The sequence below is a fragment of the Microbacterium sp. Z6_144 genome (assembly GCF_057197625.1).
Genome location: NZ_JBXVPT010000001.1, coordinates 1,386,837 through 1,402,742, shown reverse-complemented (window position 1 = coordinate 1,402,742; position 15,906 = coordinate 1,386,837). Strand labels below are relative to the sequence as shown.

Here is a 15,906-nt window from a genome sequence, read left to right as displayed (position 1 = left end):
GCCGGGGCCAGCGCCGGGCGCGACGTGGGCGACCTCGCGCTGCACCTCGAGCACGGCCGTGAGGGCGGCCACGGCTGCGGCGCCGCGCTCGACCTCGGGTGTGAGGCGGGGAAGTCCGGACGTGTCGCCGTATCCGCCGTGCCGCTCGTCGCGCATCATCTGGCCGTTCTGCAGCTCGATGACCCGCCGCTGCATCTGGTCGACGAATCCGGCCTCGTGGGTGGCCATGACCACCGTCGTGCCTCCGGCGTTGATCCGCGCCAGCAGCTGCATGATGTCGATGGAGGTGCCGGGGTCGAGGTTGCCGGTCGGCTCGTCGGCCAGCAGCACCTGCGGACGGTTCACGAGGGCCCGGGCGATGGCGACGCGCTGCTGCTCACCGCCGGAGAGCTCATGCGGCAGCCGCTTCTCCTTGCCGCTGAGCCCGACGAGGTTCAGCACCTCGGGCACGGCCTGCTGGATGAACCCGCGGGATGCCCCGGTCACCTGGAGCGTAAACGCCACGTTCTGGAACACCGTCTTGGTCGGCAGCAGCCGGAAGTCCTGGAACACCGCGCCCACGTGGCGGCGGAAGTAGGGCACCTTGCGGTTCGAGAGCGTGCGCAGGTCGCGGCCGAGAACCACCACGCGGCCGCTGCTCGGGGTCTCCTCACGAAGGATGAGGCGCAGGCACGACGACTTCCCCGACCCGGAGGCCCCGACGAGGAACACGAACTCCCCGCGTTGCACCTCGAAGTCCACCGCATCCAGGGCGGGTTTGGAGGTACCGCGATACCGCTTGCTGACGTTTTCGAACCGGATCATGGCGCATTGAGCCTAAGCTCCGGCCGCGCCCCACCCCGCCGTGACGCGCCGCCGGGTGCGGATACCACCGCTCCCCTGGCGCGCGCGCGGGAGGTCAGTCGTCGTCTTTGCGCTTGCGCCACCGGATGCCGGCGGCGATCAGGCCATCGAGGTCGCCGTCGAACACCGATGCCGGGTTGCCGACCTCGTACCCGGTGCGGAGATCTTTCACGAGCTGCTGCCCGTAGAGGAAGTAGGAGCGCATCTGATCGCCCCAGCTGGCCGTGATCGTACCGGCGAGTTCCTTCTTCTTGGCGGCTTCCTCCTCGCGCTGAAGGAGCATCAGTCGGGTCTGGAGAACGCGCATGGCCGCCGCGCGGTTCTGGATCTGCGACTTCTCGTTCTGCATCGACACGACGATGCCGGTCGGAAGGTGGGTGAGGCGCACGGCCGAGTCGGTGGTGTTGACCGACTGCCCGCCCGGACCCGAGGAGCGGAAGACGTCGACACGCAGGTCGTTCTCCGGAATCTCGACCTGAACGGCCTCTTCCATGACCGGGATGACCTCGACCGCGGCGAAGCTCGTCTGCCGCTTGTCGGCCGACCCGAACGGGCTGATGCGCGCCAGGCGGTGCGTGCCGGCCTCGACGGACAGCGTGCCGTAGGCGTACGGGGCATCCACCTCGAACGTCGCGGACTTGATGCCCGCGCCCTCGGCGAAGGACGTGTCCATGACCTTCACGGGGTACTTGTGACGCTCGGCCCATCGCAGGTACATGCGCATGAGCATCTCGGCGAAGTCGGTCGCGTCATCGCCGCCGGCACCGGAGCGGATCGTCACGACGGCACCGCGGTCGTCGTACTCGCCGTCCAGCAGCGTCTGCACCTCGAGCTGCCCGATGATGTCCTCGAGCTCGGCGAGCTCCCGGCGGGCCTCTTCGGCCGCATCCTCATCGTCCATCTCGTGGGCGAGTTCGACCATGACGTCGAGGTCGTCCAGACGCTGCTCGATCTCGGTGATGCGGCGCAGCTCCGTCTGACGGTGGCTGAGGGCGCTCGTGACCTTCTGCGCCTTGTCGACGTCGTCCCAGAGATCGGGCGCGCCGGCTTCCTCACTCAGACGCGCGATCTCGGTGGCGAGTCCCTCGACGTCCACGACGGATTTGATGTCGCTGAAGGTGGAGCGCAGGGCCTGGATGTCGGCGGAGGGATCGAATTCGAGCATGGCAGTTCAGCCTACCGCCGCCGGGTGCCGCCCGCCGCGAGCTCCTGCTCCGTTCCTCCCTCGGCTCGTTCCCCGGAAGTTGGGCATTCGGGTTCTCCACAGATCCGCGGACATTCGAATGAATGTCCGAAGCCCCTGCGACAATGGAGTCATGACCAGCCCCACCGCCGCCATCGCCGAGGCCCTCTCGGCACTGGAATCGGCGTGGGGCGATGCGCCCGACACGAGCGCCCTGCCCGACGCGACGGTGAAGCTCGTCAACGAACGTCTTGCCGATGTGCGCCGTCGCGTCGACGGGCTGCACGCGCGCGTGGCCGCGGAGGTCGCCGCGCGGTCGCGACCCGAACTCGGGACCGAGGGGCTGGCGCGGAAGAACGGTTTCCGTACGCCGGCGAAGCTCATCGCCGAGGCGACCGGTGGCCACACGGCCGATGCCGCGCGGCTCATCCAGGTGGGCCAGGCCACCGCACCGCGCATGTCGCTGTCGGGTGAGATCCTCCCCGCGAAGCACCCCCACATCGCCGCCGCGATCGATGCCGGCCGCGTCAGCGTCGCCGCCGCGGGCGCGATCACCACGATGCTCGATCGGGTATCGCTGCGCGTCGACGCGGCAACCCGCGACCACGCCGAGGAGACCCTCGCGCGTCAGGCTCCGCTTCTCACCTACGACGAGCTGCTCGCCGTCCTGCGTCGCGCGGAGGCGCATCTCGATCCGGACGGCCTCGAACCCAGGATCGCCGAGCAGCACGGCGAGCGGTCGCTGAAGATCACGCAAGACCCGGCGGGGATGACCATCCTCACCGCCCGGCTCGATCCCGAGTCGGCCGCGCCCGTGGTCGCCGCGATCGAGGCCATCGTCACGCACCAACTCCGTACGTCCCGCGGGCACAACGACTCGGACGCCGAGTCTTCCCACCGCGGCACCGGCGCTGCCGTCGAGGAGACGCGGGCACTCACCCAGATGCGCGCCGATGCCCTCGCCACGATCTGCCGTCACGCCATCGGCTGCGATCGTGACGCGCTCCCGGGCTCAGCCACCACGGTGGTGGTGCGGATGACCCTCGACGATGTCCGCAGCGGCGTCGGGGTCGCCACGATCGACGGGATGGAGGCACCCATCGACGCCGGAAGCGCACGGCGGATGGCCGCCGCCGCCGACATCATCCCCTGCGTACTCGGCACCGACAGCGAGGTACTCGATTGGGGTCGAGCCAAGCGCCACTACACGCGGGCGCAGCGGCTCGTCCTCGTCGAGCGAGACGGCGGCTGCTCGTCCTGCCACCTGCCTCCCGCTTTCGCCGAGGCGCACCACATCCGCTGGTGGGAGCGGGATTCCGGGCCGACCGACCTCGACAACGCGATCCTCCTGTGCACGTCGTGTCACCATCGGGTGCATGCCGATGGGTGGGAGATCCGCATCGACACCCCGCCGGGCGCGCCACCCAGCGCGGGCTCGGTCTGGTTCATCCCTCCCCCGCACGTCGACCCGAACCGCACCCCTCGACTCGGCGGCCGACGACGGTTCGACCCACTCGCCTGGAGCCTGACGGCCTGACCCCGGCGAGGCACCGGGCGCCGCGGGCCCTCGGGCGCCACGGGCCTCTGGCGCCGCGGGCCCTCACGGTGCAGCGACGGCCCGGAAGTGGTGCTCGGGATCGGGAGAGGCCGCCAGGAGGCGCTTGGTGTAGTCCTGCTGGGGGTTCAGGATGACCTCGTCGGCGGGGCCGCGTTCGATCACCGACCCCTGGTACAGCACGAGGATCTCGTCGCTGAAGTGCCGCGCCGTCGCCAAATCGTGCGTGATGTAGAGCACCCCGAGGTTCTCCTCGCGCTGCAACCGGCCGAGGAGGTTGAGCACACCGAGCCGGATGGACACGTCGAGCATCGACACCGGCTCATCCGCGATCAGGATGCTCGGCTTCGGCGCGAGCGCTCGGGCGATGGCGACCCGCTGGCGTTGACCGCCGGAGAGCTCGTGGGGCTTGCGAGCCGCCATCGCCTGGCCGGGAAGCTGCACCCGGTCCAGGAGCGCCGCCACCTTCTCATCGAGGTCGCCCTGGTCCGCCTGCCCGTGCAGGAGCAGGGGGCGCTCCAGATGATGCGCGATCGTGTGGAACGAGTTCAGCGACGCGAACGGGTCCTGGAAGACCATCTGCACTTCGCCGCGGTAGTGACGAAGGCCCGCCCCCCGCCTGGATACCGGCTCGCCGTCGAGCAGGATGCGCCCGCTCGAGGGCCGTTCGAGTTGCGCGAGCATCTTGGCGATGGTCGACTTGCCGCTCCCGCTCTGCCCGACGAGCGCGACCGTCCGCCCCGGCTCCAGACGGAAGCTGACGTCGTCGACGGCGCGGATCACCTTCCTCCCCCGGCCGCGATACTCCTTGGTCACGTTCTGGAACTCGAGCACGCTCATGCGATTCCTCCGAGAACGGGCGTCTCGTCGCGTCCGCTGCGCACGAACCCCCCGCGCTCGCCCGTGAGGCTGGGGAACGACCGCAGCAGCTGCTGCGTGTAGGGATGCTGCGGGTCGCGGTAGATCGACTCCGCCGTGTTGAGTTCGATGATCTCCCCGCGCAGCATCACCGCGATGCGGTCGCTGATCTCCAGCAGGAGCGGCAGGTCGTGCGTGATGAAGATGACCGAGAATCCGAACGTCTTCCGCAGTTCGCTGATCTCATGGAGGATGTCGCGCTGCACCAGAACGTCGAGGGCGGTGGTCGGCTCATCCATGATCATGAGTTGGGGCTTCAAGGCGAGGGCCATCGCGATCATGACGCGCTGGCGCATCCCGCCGGAGAGCTCGTGCGGGTATGACCGGATCCGGTCGCGGCCCACCCCGATGAGATCGAGCAGGGCTGCGCTCTGCTCGACGCGCTCCTTCTTCGGCATCTCCGGTCGGTGGGTGGCGAAGATGTCGACGATCTGCGAGCCGACGGTCGTCACCGGGTTGAGGGCGTTCATCGCCCCCTGGAAGACCATCGACACCTTGTCCCAGCGGTAACGCCGCAGCGCCGGGACGCTCAGGGCGTTGATGTCGATATCCGTGCCGTCGCGATCGTGGAGGACCGCCGAACCGGAGGTGATGACGGCGGGTGGCCGCAGCAGGCGGTTGATTCCGTAGGCCAGCGTCGTCTTCCCGCATCCGGATTCACCGGCCAGGCCGAGCATCTCCCCACGGCCGAGCTCGAGGTTGACGTCTCGGACGGCGTGGACCGGCTCGTCGACCTCGTACACGATGTTGTAGTCGCGGATGCTCAGCAGCGTTTCGCCGCTCATGCGATCACCCCGCCTTCGGAGACACCCTGGAATCGCCGCTTCAGGCGCTTCTTGTCCTTGTGCAGCTTCGCCGTCCGCAGCTTCGGGTCGACGATCTCGTCGATCGCGAAGTTCACCAGCGACAGGGCGCCCCCGAGAACCGCGATCATCACACCGGGCGGGACGAACCACCACCAGGCACCCAGCGTCAGCGCGAACCCGTTCTGCGCCTGGAAGAGCATGGTGCCCCACGTGAAGGTGCCCGACGCGCCGAGGCCGAGGTAGCTAAGCCCCGCCTCGCCCAGGATCGCGGCGATGATGGCGAGGACGAACTGCGCGGCGAGGACCGGAACGAGGTTCGGCAGGATCTCCACACCGATGATGCGCCATGACTTCTCCCCCGCCACCCGGGCGGCCGCGACGTAGTCGCGACTTCGGAGGCTCAGCGTCACCGACCGGAGCACGCGCGCCGACGCCGCCCAGCTGGTGATCGCCAGCACGATGGCCAGCACCCAGATGTTCTTGTCGGCGACATAGCTGGAGATGACGATCACGAGCGGGAGCCCCGGGATGACGAGCATGACGTTGGTGAAGAGCGAGAAGGACTCGTCGACCCATCCCCCTGCATAGCTGCCGATCACGCCGAACACGACGGAGAGGAACAGTGCCACGACGCCGACCGTGATGCCGATCAGCAGGGATCCACGGGTCGCGTAGGCCAGCTGAGCGAAGACGTCCTGTCCGGTCTGGGTCGTGCCCAGGATGAACTCCGCCGACGGTGGCGTGCGGCCGGCGTCGCGGATCGCCAGCGGGCTGCCGACGAACAGGGGACCGAGGATTCCGAAGAGCGTGATGGCGAGGATGAGCCCGAGCCCGACGGCGAGCTTCGGGGGGATGGAGCGGAGAACCGCCCAGGGGGTGCGACGGGAGCGCGTCGCACGCGAGCGCTGTGCGGCGAATGCGCTCGTGACGGGCTCCATGCCGTCGCGGCGGACGGTCGAGGGCTCGTCGACCGGCGGCTCGGTGAGGATGCTGCCGGCGGGCGGCGGATTCGTCATGGGTTCAGCTCCTCGCTCGCGTGCGTGGGTCGATGAGGCCGTACAGCAGATCGACGATGAGGTTCGCTCCGAGGACGGCGACGGTGATCACCAGGAACACGCTCTGCATGAGCGCGTAGTCGCTGTTGTTCACCGCCTGGAGCAGGGTGCTGCCGATGCCGGGATAGGAGAAGACCTGCTCGGTGACGATGGAGCCCGACACGACGAAGCCCAGCGAGATGGCGAACCCGGCGACCGAGGGCAGCACGGCGTTCCGCGCCGCGTAGTTCATCATGATCCGAGTGGGGCGGAGCCCCTTGGCCTCGGCGGTGACGATGTAGTCCTCGGAGAGCGTGGAGACCATCATGTTCCGCATCCCCAGGAGCCACCCACCGAACGACGACACCACGATCGTGATGGCGGGCAGGATGCCGTAGTAGATCGCGCTGGAGATGAAGGACCAGTCCCACCCCGGGCTCGAGGTGAGGTAGTTGTAGCCGCCGCTCACCGGGAACACGCGGGTGACCACGGCGAACAGGTACAGCAGCAGCAGCGCGAGCCAGAAGTAGGGCACCGCCTGGAACATCGTGGTGACGGGGACGAGGTTGTCCAGCCACGACCCGCGCTTCCATCCGGCCAGCATCCCGAGCACGATCCCGACGACGAACGCGATGATCGTGCTCAGGCCGATCATCGCGACCGTCCAGGGCAGCGCCTGACCGATGATCTCCACGACCGGTTGCGGATAGTAGGTGATCGACGTGCCCAGGTCGCCGGTGGCGATCCCCGTCAGATAATCCCAGTACTGCACGAGGATCGGGCGGTCCGTTCCGCCGCCGAGGAGGAGGGTGACGCTGTCGCGGAGCTCGGGGGTCACCGGCCCCCGAGCCGCGAGCTTCTGAATCAGGATCTCCACCGGATCCCCCGGCAGCAGCCGCGGGATCAGGAAGTTGATCGTCAGTGCACCCCACAGCGCCACGACGTAGAACCCGAGCTTTCTCGCCAGGTACCTCATCGTTGCCTCCTCCTCGACGCCGAACGGTCAGCTCGCCGGTTCGATGGTCTTCAGGACGATGCCGTTGTCCCAGGCGCGGTCAGGGCGCGGGTAGGCGTACATGTCCCCGTCGCTCGGCCACCCTTCCGCCTTGTCGGTGTTGAAGATCGACAGCGCCGAGTTCACCAGGATGGGGATGTAGGGCATGTCGCGGACGATCTCGCCCTGGATCGTGGCGTACTGCGCCGCCTTCTCGGTCTCATCCTGGGTGGCCGATGCGGCATCGATCGCCGCATCCACCACCGGGTTGGCGTACCGCACGTAGTTGCGGTTCGACGTCTCGCCCACCGGCGCGGTGTTCGCGGAGTGGAACGAGTTCAGATAGACGTAGTACGGGTCAGCCGCGACGCCCTGGCCGACGGAGTCGAGCGAGAGCTGGAAGGTGCCCTTCACCTTGTTGTTGGTCCACTGCTGGTACGACACCTGGGAGGGGCGAAGCTCGATGCCCGCCTCGAGGAGCTGCTGCGCGGACGCGTCGATCGCGGCGATGTAGTCGGTCCAGCCGGTCACCACCTCGACGGTGAGGCTGACGCGATCGCCGTCCTTGGCGAAGATCCCGTCTCCGCCGCGGACGTAGCCGGCGCCTTCGAGCGCGGCGATGGCGGCGTCGACGTCAGGGCTGCCCGAAACCGGCTCGCGGTACGCCTCCGCGATCCACTTGTCGTCACGGCCCAGGAGGGCGAACGTGGGCGAGGTCTGGCCGTTGTATCCGGAGAAGGCCAGTTCGTTCAGCTGATCCCGGTTGAGCGCGTGGTAGATCGCCTGCCGCACGGCCGGATCGGTCTGTGGGCCCTCGCAGCCGAGCTCGACGCTGGAGCAGGTGAAGAATGCGGTCTGGTTCAGCGGCGTGTTCGAGTACTCCAGGGGCGTGCCCGCGAAGACCTCGTCGATGTCGGGGAGGAAGATGCCCGCCCAGTCGATCTGCCCGGACAGGAGCGTGTCGGTCGCCGACTGGTTTCCGGTCAGGGAGATGTAGCGCACCGAGTCGATCTCGGGCCGTCCGCCCCAGTAGTCCTCGTTGGCGGCGAGGACGTAGTTCTGGGAGTTGAACTCCTCGAGCTGGAACGCCCCGGTGCCGACCGGCTCGGTGTTCTGGTTCGTCGTCGGGTCATCCCACTCCGACCAGATGTGCTCCGGCACGATCGCGGTGTTGCCGAGGTACGACACGGCGTCCGTGAAGGAGGGCACCGGGAAGGTGAACACGACCGTGTTCTCGTCGGGCTGGCTCACCTCCGCGTCGAACCCGGCCGTGTTGAACGCGGGCGTCTCCTTGATCAGGTTGAAGGTGAATGCCACGTCGGCGGCGCTGAACGGCTCGCCGTCGCTCCACGTGACGCCCTCGCGCGTGCTGATCGTCAGCACCGTTCCGTCCTCGTTGAAGGAGTACTCCTCGCCGAGCAACGGCTCAGGCTCCGTGCCGCTGACGATGTTGTAGTAGAAGAGCGGCTCGTAGATGACCCCGAGGGTCGACTGCAGTGCGCCGGCGATGAAGGGGTTGAAGTTCTCGGCGAAGTCGCCCGTCACGCCGGTGTAGGTGACGACCTCGGTGCCTCCCGCCGCATCGTCGGAGGAGTCCCCCGGCGTGCATGCGGTGAGGGCCAGCACGGAGGCGAGCGCGAGGCCCGTCCCGGCCAGCACCGCCTTTCTGATGCGAGTGCGCATGGTCTTTCCTTTCATCGTTGAATGGCTGCGGTACTGCGGGAAATGCCTGTTGCCGCCTGCTCGAGCGGGATCGGCGCCGAGGGGTCCCACCCGGCGGGGAGCAGCGGAATCGGGGCGAAAGTGCTCTCGACCTCGACGATGCGTCCGGTCTCGGCCGCCTCATCCAGCGCCGAGAGAACGTCCACGAGGTGATAGGCCAGCTCGCCGTTCGCTCGCTCGGGGCGCCCCTCGGCGATGGCCTGCGCCAGTTCGGCGACGCCTGTTCCGCGGGTGAAACGAGGCGCGGCCGTGCGAATCACTTCTGGTTCGTCGCGTCCGGCACGCCAGAGCTGCACGTCTCCGGTGAACGTGTTGGGATCGGGGTAGACCAGGGTCCCCTCCGTGCCCGAGATCTCCACGAACCCGACGCGGCGGCGTTTCGACTCGAAGCTGAAGACGCTCTGGGCGCTGGCCCCTCCGTGGAACCACAGCGTCGCCCCGATGTGGGTGGGAACCTCGACGGTGAACTCGTCGCCCGCCCGCGGACCGGACGCGATCACCCGACGCTCGTGAGCCTTCGACGCGCTCGCCGACACCCGGGCAACGGGGCCGAACTGCTGGAAGAGCGTGTACAGGTAGTACGGGCCCACGTCCCACATCGGCCCGCCCCCCGCCGCGTACAGGAACTCAGGGCTCGGATGCCACGATTCCGGGCCGGGCGTCTGGAACAGGGTGAGACCGGTCAGCGGCCGGCCGATCGCACCCGAATCGACGAGACCGCGCGCGGTCTGCAGGCCCGCCCCGAGAAAGGTGTCCGGGGCGGCTGCGATCCGCAGGCCCCCGGTCTCGGCAGCTCGCAGCAGCCGCGCAGCGCCGTCGCGGTTGAGCGCGAGCGGCTTCTCACTCCACACGTGCTTGCCCGCCGCGAGCGCCTGAAGACCCACCTCGACGTGTGCGGCGGGAGTGGTGAGGTTCACCACGATGTCCACCTCGGCCGAGGCGAGGAGCTCGGCCGTGGTCCCGGCGTTGCGGATGCCGTACTTCTCCGCCTGTGCCCCCGCGCGGGACACGTCCAGGTCTGCCACGAAGGCGACGTCGAGGGACGGGAACCGCGTGAGGTTGTCGAGGTACTCGGTGCTGATGACCCCCGAGCCGATGACGCCGACGCCCAGCCGGCCGGTCACGCGGCGACCTCCGCCTCGGCCAGGTACGCGTGGCTCTCGGCCACGGCTGTCCACATGTCACCGGTGTGGTCATCCAGTTCCACGACTCGCAGAGCCGTCGGCGCGGCGGCGAGGAGGGGAGCGAAGTCCATCGCGCCGGCCCCGACAGCGAGCTGATCCGTTTCGACGGGAGTGACCGGGCCGTCCTTGATGTGCAGCGCCGTGACCCTTTCGCCGAGCCGGCGGAGCAGGGCGGGGATGTCGGGCTCTCCCCCGACGGCGGCCCAGTACGTGTCGAGCTCGAGGTGCACGGAAGGGTCCAGGTCGGCCGCGAGGGCCTCGAACGCGCTCACGCCCCCGAACCGGTTCTGGAACTCGAAGGCGTGGTTGTGGTGGCCGATGCGGAGCCCCTCATCCGCGGCGCGGCGCGCGATGTCGTTGAGGTCGGCCGCGATACCCGCGACGCCTGCCCGCGAGGTCCAGCGGCCCTCGTCGATGGAGGGCGAGTAGATCGTCCCGACACCCAGCTCCTTCGCGGCCCGGAAGATCGGATCGAGATCTTCGCCGACGAGGCGGGCGTGCGCGGACGGTGCCGTCATCCCGGTCTCAGCCAGCCCCGCGCGGTACGCATCGGCGCGCTGCACGAATCCGTAGAGCTCGACCTGCCGATACCCGGTCTCCGCGATCCTCCGGAAGGTCGATCCGGCGTCCGCGTCGAGCTCGGAGCGGAGCGTGTACAGCTGCAGCGAGATCCGGTCGGCGCTCACGAGGTGGCCCCGCCCGCGCTCCGGGAAGGGAATCGGCCACTGCGTCGGATCATCGCTGCTCCTCCATACCCGGCATCCGGGGTGTTGCCCTCGTTGGCGCGGCTTTCAGCCAGGCCCTTTCTTATCCCAATTGAGAAAGGTATGTCAATCTATTTAAGAAAGTCGGACGCACGGGACCTCGCCGAATCGTCCGCCGACGTCGGCGCAGAGCCCGCGCAGACCCCGCGGACGCAGGGGCCATGGCCGCGGACGCGGTGGGGAGCGGGGTCTCGCCGGAGGGGCGATTCAGGCGTGCGTGGGCGCGGGCCCCGTGCTCGCCCGACCGATGACGACCGTGTCCTGGGTCACCGACTCGCCGCCCTCGACGTCCAGGAGCGCACGCCCGACCAGCTCCCCGAGGCCTCGCACGTCACGCGACACCGCGGAGAGCTCCGGCTCCGCGAGTTGGCAGACGGCAGAGTCGTCCCACGCCAGGATCGACAGGGTCTCGGGCACCGACCGTCCACGCTCCCGGGCGACACCGAGCGCCGCCTCGGCCATCACGTCGTTGTCGAAGATGATCGCCGTCAGTTCGGGATGAGCCTCCAGCAGCGCGCGCGTGCACGCCGCCCCGGAGTCGGCGCTGTAGTCGCCTTCGACGACCCAGCCGGCGATGCCGAGCCTCGTCAGTTCGCGCTCGAAGGCATCCGACCGGACGCGGGTGTGCATGTATGCCGCGGGTCCGGCCACCCGCCCGATGGCCCGGTGGCCGAGCTCGGCGAGGTAGGTCAACGCCCCGGTCATGGCCGCGTCGTTGTCGACGCGGATCGCGAGATGCCCGTCGTCGCCGCCGCCGCCGACGAGCACGGTCCGAAGCCCGAGGTCTCGGCACAGCGCCGGCCGGAGGTCGTCGTCGACGAGGTCGGAGAGCACGACGCCCTCCACGGTCCCGTTCTCCGCCCAGCGGCGGTACGTGGCGAGCTCCTCCTCGAGGGTCGTCACGATGTGGACGAGGATGTGGGCGTGATGCGCGTCGAGGAGGCCGTCCACGCCGTCGAGCAGGCCGGTGTAGAACGGGTCGAGACCTCGATGCCCGTGAACCCGGCGGCGGACGGTGCCGAAGGTGCGGTCCTGCACGGCGGGTTTGGCGGTGGCGGGCATGACAGCGATTATGGCCGGTATATCGTGCGGAGAAGGTGCACCCGCTTCATCCCGATCACGGAGGACCTTTCATCGTGAACAGCCGCACGCCCCTCGGCGCGAGTCGCATCGCCGTGCTCGAGGCGATCCACGCCGCCGAGGCGGTGAGCCGCGTCGAGGTGGCGCTGCGCACGGGCCTCACTCAGGCGACGGTGTCGAACGCGGTGCGCGACCTCATCGACGCGGGCCTGGTCATCGTGACCGGCGAGCGCACGCCGACCCGCGGAAAGCCGCGCACCCTCCTCCAGGTGAACCCGCTCGCCCGCTGCGCCATCGGGGTGCAGCTCGGCGCAGACGCCATCGTGGTGTGCATCACGGACGCCGTCGGGGCAGTCGTCGCCCGCACGCGGCTTCGGGGCGCGCGCGAGGACGAACCCGGCGAGGTGATCGACCGGATCGCCGCGACCATCGAAGCCCTCATCTCCACGACCGCGCTGTCCCGCGATGCCATCGTGGGCATCGGCGTCGTCAGCCCCGGTCTGGTCGACATCGACGACGGGGTGATCCTGCGCTCCCGTTCGCTGCGGCGCTGGGTCGGTTTCGCTCTGCGGGATGCTGTGGCCTCGGCGACGGGGTTCCGGGTGGTGATCGACAACGACGCCACCGCCGCGGCGCTCGGCGAATTCTGGCGTCGCAGCATCCCCGAGACCCTGGCGCACTGCACGGTCCACATGGGCGCGACCGTCGGCGTCGGCATTCTCGTCGGTTCGACCCCCTACCGCGGAGCCAGCGGGAACACCGGTGCGATCGGCCCCATGCGCATCCGCCGCGGCAACTCGTGGCAGGGCACCACGGTGGATGACGTCACCACCCCGCGGGCCGTGGCCGAGCGCGCCCATCGCGCCATCGCGCGGGGCGTGAGCACCGCCATCACCCTGAGCCCGGAGCGGGACTGGTACCTCGACTTCCAGAGCATCGCGATCGCCGCCGTGCACGGCGATCAGCTCGCCCTGGATCTCATCCTGGAATCGGCCGAGCACCTGGCCGACGCCCTCGTGGTCGTGGTGAATCTGCTCGACGTGGATTCCATCTCGCTGGCCGGCCCGGCGTTCGCGACGGCCGGAACCCTGTACCTCAAGCACCTGTCTCAGCGCATCGCCGACGAGGCGTTCGCCGCCGAACGTCACCCGATCCGCCTCCGTCTCACCGAGCAGCCATCCGACGCCGCGGCCATCGGCGCGGCCGCGCTCATCCTGCAGCAGCAGTTCGCTCGGCGGGAGGCGCCGGAGCCGATCAGCGGTTGACTTAGTTAACCCGGCGATGAAAGTATCGGGATTCCCGCCGTACACCGCCGTTCGCTCGGAGCCCCGATGACCTCTTCGAACCTCTCGCTCGACGGGGCGTGGACGGCCACCGCCGTCTCGGGTCCCGTGCCGGACGACCTCCGGAAACGTGAGATCGCCGCGACGGTTCCCGGATGCATCCACCTCGACCTGCTCGCAGCCGGTCGCATCGCCGATCCCTTCGACGGCGACAACGAGTCGGCTCAGCAGTGGATCGGCGACACCGTGTGGCGCTACGCGCGCACGTTCCGGTGGGAGCCGATCCGGGCCGACCGTCATGACCTCGTCGCCGCCGGCCTCGACACCCTCGCCACGGTCACCCTCAACGGCACGGTGGTGGCCCAGACGGCCAACCAGAACCGCAGCTACCGCTGGAGCGTCGGGCACCTGCTGCGCGAAGGAGACAACCGCATCGAGGTGACCTTCGACGCGCCGGTCCCCGCCGCTGAGCGCGCGGAACGCGAGCACGGCGGGGAGAGATTCCACGTCAACCACCACCCCTACAACGCGCTGCGCAAGACGGCATCGAACTTCGGGTGGGACTGGGGCATCGACGCGGCCACCAGCGGCATCTGGAAGTCCATCGGGATCCAGAGCTGGCGCGGCGTGCGCATCGACAGCGTGCGGCCGCTCGTGGAGGTGACCGGCACGACGGGGCTGCTCTCGGCGCACGTGCAGCTCGACGAGGTCGGGATCCCCCAGTGGCACGACGTGACGGTCATCGTCAGCCGCGACGGCGCGGAGGTCGCCCGTTCCGGCGCTGCGGTCCGCGGTTCCGGCGTGGTCGACGTCGCGGTGCCGGACGTCGAGCTCTGGTGGCCGCGGGGCCACGGATCCCCGACCCTCTACGACGTCGAGGTGCGGGCGGGCGATGATCTCTGGACGCACGAGGTCGGCTTCCGCACCGTCGCGCTCGCCACCGAGGCGGATCGGTGGGGAAGCGCGTTCGAGCTGCGAATCAACGGACGTCTCGTGCAGGTGCGCGGCGCGAACTGGATCCCGGACGACGCCTTCGTCCCTCGGATCGACCGCGAGCGGATCGAACGGCGTGTCGCCGACGCCACCGAGGCGAACATGAACCTCCTCCGCATCTGGGGCGGGGGCATGTACGAGTCCGACGACCTCTACGAGATCTGCTCCCGCGAGGGGGTGCTCGTGTGGCAGGACTTCCTGTTCGCGTGCGCGGCGTACGCCGAAGAACCCTGGCTCGCGGACGAGGTCGAGGCGGAGGCTCGCGAGGCGGTGACCCGCCTGTCCGCACACGCGAGCCTGGTCCTGTGGTGCGGGAACAACGAGAACCTCGTCGGGTACGCCGACTGGGGCTGGCGCGCGCAGCTGGACGGGCGCACGTGGGGCGAGGGCTACTACACCCGCCTCCTCCCCGGCATCGTCGCCGAGCTCGACCCCACCCGGCCCTACATCCCGGGGTCGCCCTCCTCGCCCTCTGCTCTTCTGCCGCCGAACGCGCCGACGGACGGCACCGTGCACATCTGGGACGTGTGGAACGCGAAGGACTATCGCGCGTACGCCCAGTGGCGCCCGCGCTTCGTCGCGGAATTCGGCTTCCAGGGACCGCCCGCCTACACGACGCTCTTCGACGTGGTGCACGATGATCCGCTGCATCCGGAGGGGCGGGATCTGCTCGTGCATCAGAAGGCCAACGACGGCAACGGCAAGCTCGAGCGCGGATACGCGGGCCACTTCCCGACGCCGCGGACCATCGACGACTGGCACCTGACGACGCAGATCAACCAGGCCCACGCGTTGCGCTTCGGTATCTCGTGGTTCCGCTCCCTCACCCCGCTCAACACGGGCACCATCGTGTGGCAGCTGAACGACGACTGGCCGGCCATCTCGTGGGCCGCCGTGGACTGGGCCGAGCGCCGCAAGCCCCTCTGGTACGCGCTTCGCGACGTCTACGCGCCCCGCTTCGCGACCTTCCGGGAACGGCAGGACCACGAGGACGGCGAGGACGGACTGCGGTTGGTCGTGCTCAACGACACCGCACACGGGTTCCAGAGCGGCGTCCGGTTCGCGCGCGTCGGGTTCGACGGCACGGTCCTGGCCTCGGCGGAGGCCCACGTCGCTGTCGAGCCGCGCGGGTGGGGCCACGTTCCCGTGCCCCGCCACGTCGCGGAGCCCGAGGATCCAGCGGCGGAAGTGCTCGTCGCCACGTTCTCGGATCCGTCGGTCGCGCGCGTGCTCGTCGACCTGGCGGAGCCCGTCGATCAACGGCTCGATCCCCGGGCGCTGTCCGCGACCGCGCACGCCACGGCCGCCGGAGCGGTCATCGAGGTCACGGCGAGCGCCTACGTGCGCGACGTCGTCGTGCTCGCCGACCGCGCCGATCCGAGCGCATCCGTCGACCGTTCGCTCGTGAGCCTCCTTCCGGGCGAGAGCGCCCGGTTCGTCGTCCGCGCTCAGGGGTCTCTGTCGCCGAGCTCCGTGCTGGATCCGCGGGTGCTCCGCAGCGTGAACCAGCTGCTCGGCGACCCGGTGGGCGCCCCCCTCCGCTAGGG

General features: G+C 69.4%; 12 protein-coding genes and 1 pseudogene. 3 read left to right on the top strand and 10 right to left on the bottom strand.

Going from position 1 to position 15,906, the window contains the following annotated elements:
* Positions 1 to 38: 38 nt before the first annotated feature.
* Positions 39 to 804, bottom strand: a pseudogene (gene ftsE / locus AC2DGY_RS06830) (cell division ATP-binding protein FtsE); the annotation flags it as partial.
* Positions 805 to 898: 94 nt separating this feature from the next.
* Positions 899 to 2,008 carry a peptide chain release factor 2 gene (gene prfB, locus AC2DGY_RS06825; RefSeq protein ID WP_484508945.1) on the bottom strand — a complete coding sequence of 370 codons (1,110 nt, stop codon included), beginning with the start codon at positions 2,006 to 2,008 and terminating at the stop codon, positions 899 to 901.
* Between the two features lie 151 nt (positions 2,009 to 2,159).
* Between prfB and AC2DGY_RS06820 the strand changes: the two genes are divergently transcribed.
* Positions 2,160 to 3,563: an HNH endonuclease gene (locus AC2DGY_RS06820; protein ID WP_484508944.1), complete on the top strand. Its 1,404-nt coding sequence runs from the start codon at positions 2,160 to 2,162 to the stop codon at positions 3,561 to 3,563.
* 63 nt (positions 3,564 to 3,626) lie between these two features.
* On the opposite strand, the gene AC2DGY_RS06815 is transcribed toward AC2DGY_RS06820, so the two are convergent.
* The 8 genes from AC2DGY_RS06815 to AC2DGY_RS06780 all read right to left on the bottom strand — a co-directional run bounded on the left by AC2DGY_RS06815 (position 3,627) and on the right by AC2DGY_RS06780 (position 12,065).
* Entirely contained in the window at positions 3,627 to 4,421 is a 795-nt protein-coding gene (locus tag AC2DGY_RS06815; protein ID WP_484508943.1) for an ABC transporter ATP-binding protein, read from the bottom strand.
* A complete protein-coding gene (locus AC2DGY_RS06810) occupies positions 4,418 to 5,284 on the bottom strand; it encodes an ABC transporter ATP-binding protein (protein ID WP_484508942.1) in 867 nt (288 codons plus the stop codon). The genes AC2DGY_RS06815 and AC2DGY_RS06810 overlap by 4 nt, the downstream gene beginning before the upstream one ends.
* Positions 5,281 to 6,321: an ABC transporter permease gene (locus AC2DGY_RS06805; RefSeq protein ID WP_484508941.1), complete on the bottom strand. Its 1,041-nt coding sequence runs from the start codon at positions 6,319 to 6,321 to the stop codon at positions 5,281 to 5,283. The genes AC2DGY_RS06810 and AC2DGY_RS06805 overlap by 4 nt, the downstream gene beginning before the upstream one ends.
* 4 nt (positions 6,322 to 6,325) lie before the next feature.
* A complete protein-coding gene (locus AC2DGY_RS06800) occupies positions 6,326 to 7,315 on the bottom strand; it encodes an ABC transporter permease (RefSeq protein ID WP_484508940.1) in 990 nt (329 codons plus the stop codon).
* Between the two features lie 27 nt (positions 7,316 to 7,342).
* Positions 7,343 to 9,016: an ABC transporter substrate-binding protein gene (locus AC2DGY_RS06795; protein WP_484508939.1), complete on the bottom strand. Its 1,674-nt coding sequence runs from the start codon at positions 9,014 to 9,016 to the stop codon at positions 7,343 to 7,345.
* Between the two features lie 11 nt (positions 9,017 to 9,027).
* On the bottom strand, positions 9,028 to 10,179 hold the full coding sequence (locus tag AC2DGY_RS06790) for a Gfo/Idh/MocA family protein (RefSeq protein ID WP_484508938.1): 1,152 nt from the start codon (positions 10,177 to 10,179) through the stop codon (positions 9,028 to 9,030).
* Positions 10,176 to 10,925, bottom strand: a complete 750-nt coding sequence (locus AC2DGY_RS06785) for a sugar phosphate isomerase/epimerase family protein (protein ID WP_484508937.1) — start codon at positions 10,923 to 10,925, stop codon at positions 10,176 to 10,178. Before AC2DGY_RS06785 ends, AC2DGY_RS06790 begins: the two co-directional genes overlap by 4 nt.
* A 285-nt stretch (positions 10,926 to 11,210) precedes the next feature.
* Positions 11,211 to 12,065, bottom strand: coding sequence for a LacI family DNA-binding transcriptional regulator (locus AC2DGY_RS06780; RefSeq protein ID WP_484508936.1), 855 nt, complete (start codon positions 12,063 to 12,065; stop codon positions 11,211 to 11,213).
* A gap of 74 nt (positions 12,066 to 12,139) precedes the next feature.
* On the opposite strand from AC2DGY_RS06780, the gene AC2DGY_RS06775 reads away from it, so the two are divergent.
* Both AC2DGY_RS06775 and AC2DGY_RS06770 read left to right on the top strand, forming a co-directional pair.
* Complete coding sequence (locus AC2DGY_RS06775) at positions 12,140 to 13,348, top strand: ROK family transcriptional regulator (protein ID WP_484508935.1); 1,209 nt, start codon at positions 12,140 to 12,142, stop codon at positions 13,346 to 13,348.
* Positions 13,349 to 13,414: 66 nt separating this feature from the next.
* A complete protein-coding gene (locus tag AC2DGY_RS06770) occupies positions 13,415 to 15,904 on the top strand; it encodes a glycoside hydrolase family 2 protein (RefSeq protein WP_484508934.1) in 2,490 nt (829 codons plus the stop codon).
* Positions 15,905 to 15,906: the final 2 nt, after the last annotated feature.

What these genes read in the sequence shown, in the direction of transcription:
- AC2DGY_RS06815 (WP_484508943.1), bottom strand. Translation starts at nt 4,421, where the DNA reads ATGAGCGTGCTCGAGTTCCAGAACGTGACCAAGGAGTATCGCGGCCGG.
- AC2DGY_RS06805 (WP_484508941.1), bottom strand. Translation starts at nt 6,321, where the DNA reads ATGACGAATCCGCCGCCCGCCGGCAGCATCCTCACCGAGCCGCCGGTC.
- AC2DGY_RS06795 (WP_484508939.1), bottom strand. Translation starts at nt 9,016, where the DNA reads ATGCGCACTCGCATCAGAAAGGCGGTGCTGGCCGGGACGGGCCTCGCG.
- AC2DGY_RS06810 (WP_484508942.1), bottom strand. Translation starts at nt 5,284, where the DNA reads ATGAGCGGCGAAACGCTGCTGAGCATCCGCGACTACAACATCGTGTAC.
- AC2DGY_RS06800 (WP_484508940.1), bottom strand. Translation starts at nt 7,315, where the DNA reads ATGAGGTACCTGGCGAGAAAGCTCGGGTTCTACGTCGTGGCGCTGTGG.
- prfB (WP_484508945.1), bottom strand. Translation starts at nt 2,008, where the DNA reads ATGCTCGAATTCGATCCCTCCGCCGACATCCAGGCCCTGCGCTCCACC.
- AC2DGY_RS06770 (WP_484508934.1), top strand. Translation starts at nt 13,415, where the DNA reads ATGACCTCTTCGAACCTCTCGCTCGACGGGGCGTGGACGGCCACCGCC.
- AC2DGY_RS06780 (WP_484508936.1), bottom strand. Translation starts at nt 12,065, where the DNA reads ATGCCCGCCACCGCCAAACCCGCCGTGCAGGACCGCACCTTCGGCACC.
- AC2DGY_RS06820 (WP_484508944.1), top strand. Translation starts at nt 2,160, where the DNA reads ATGACCAGCCCCACCGCCGCCATCGCCGAGGCCCTCTCGGCACTGGAA.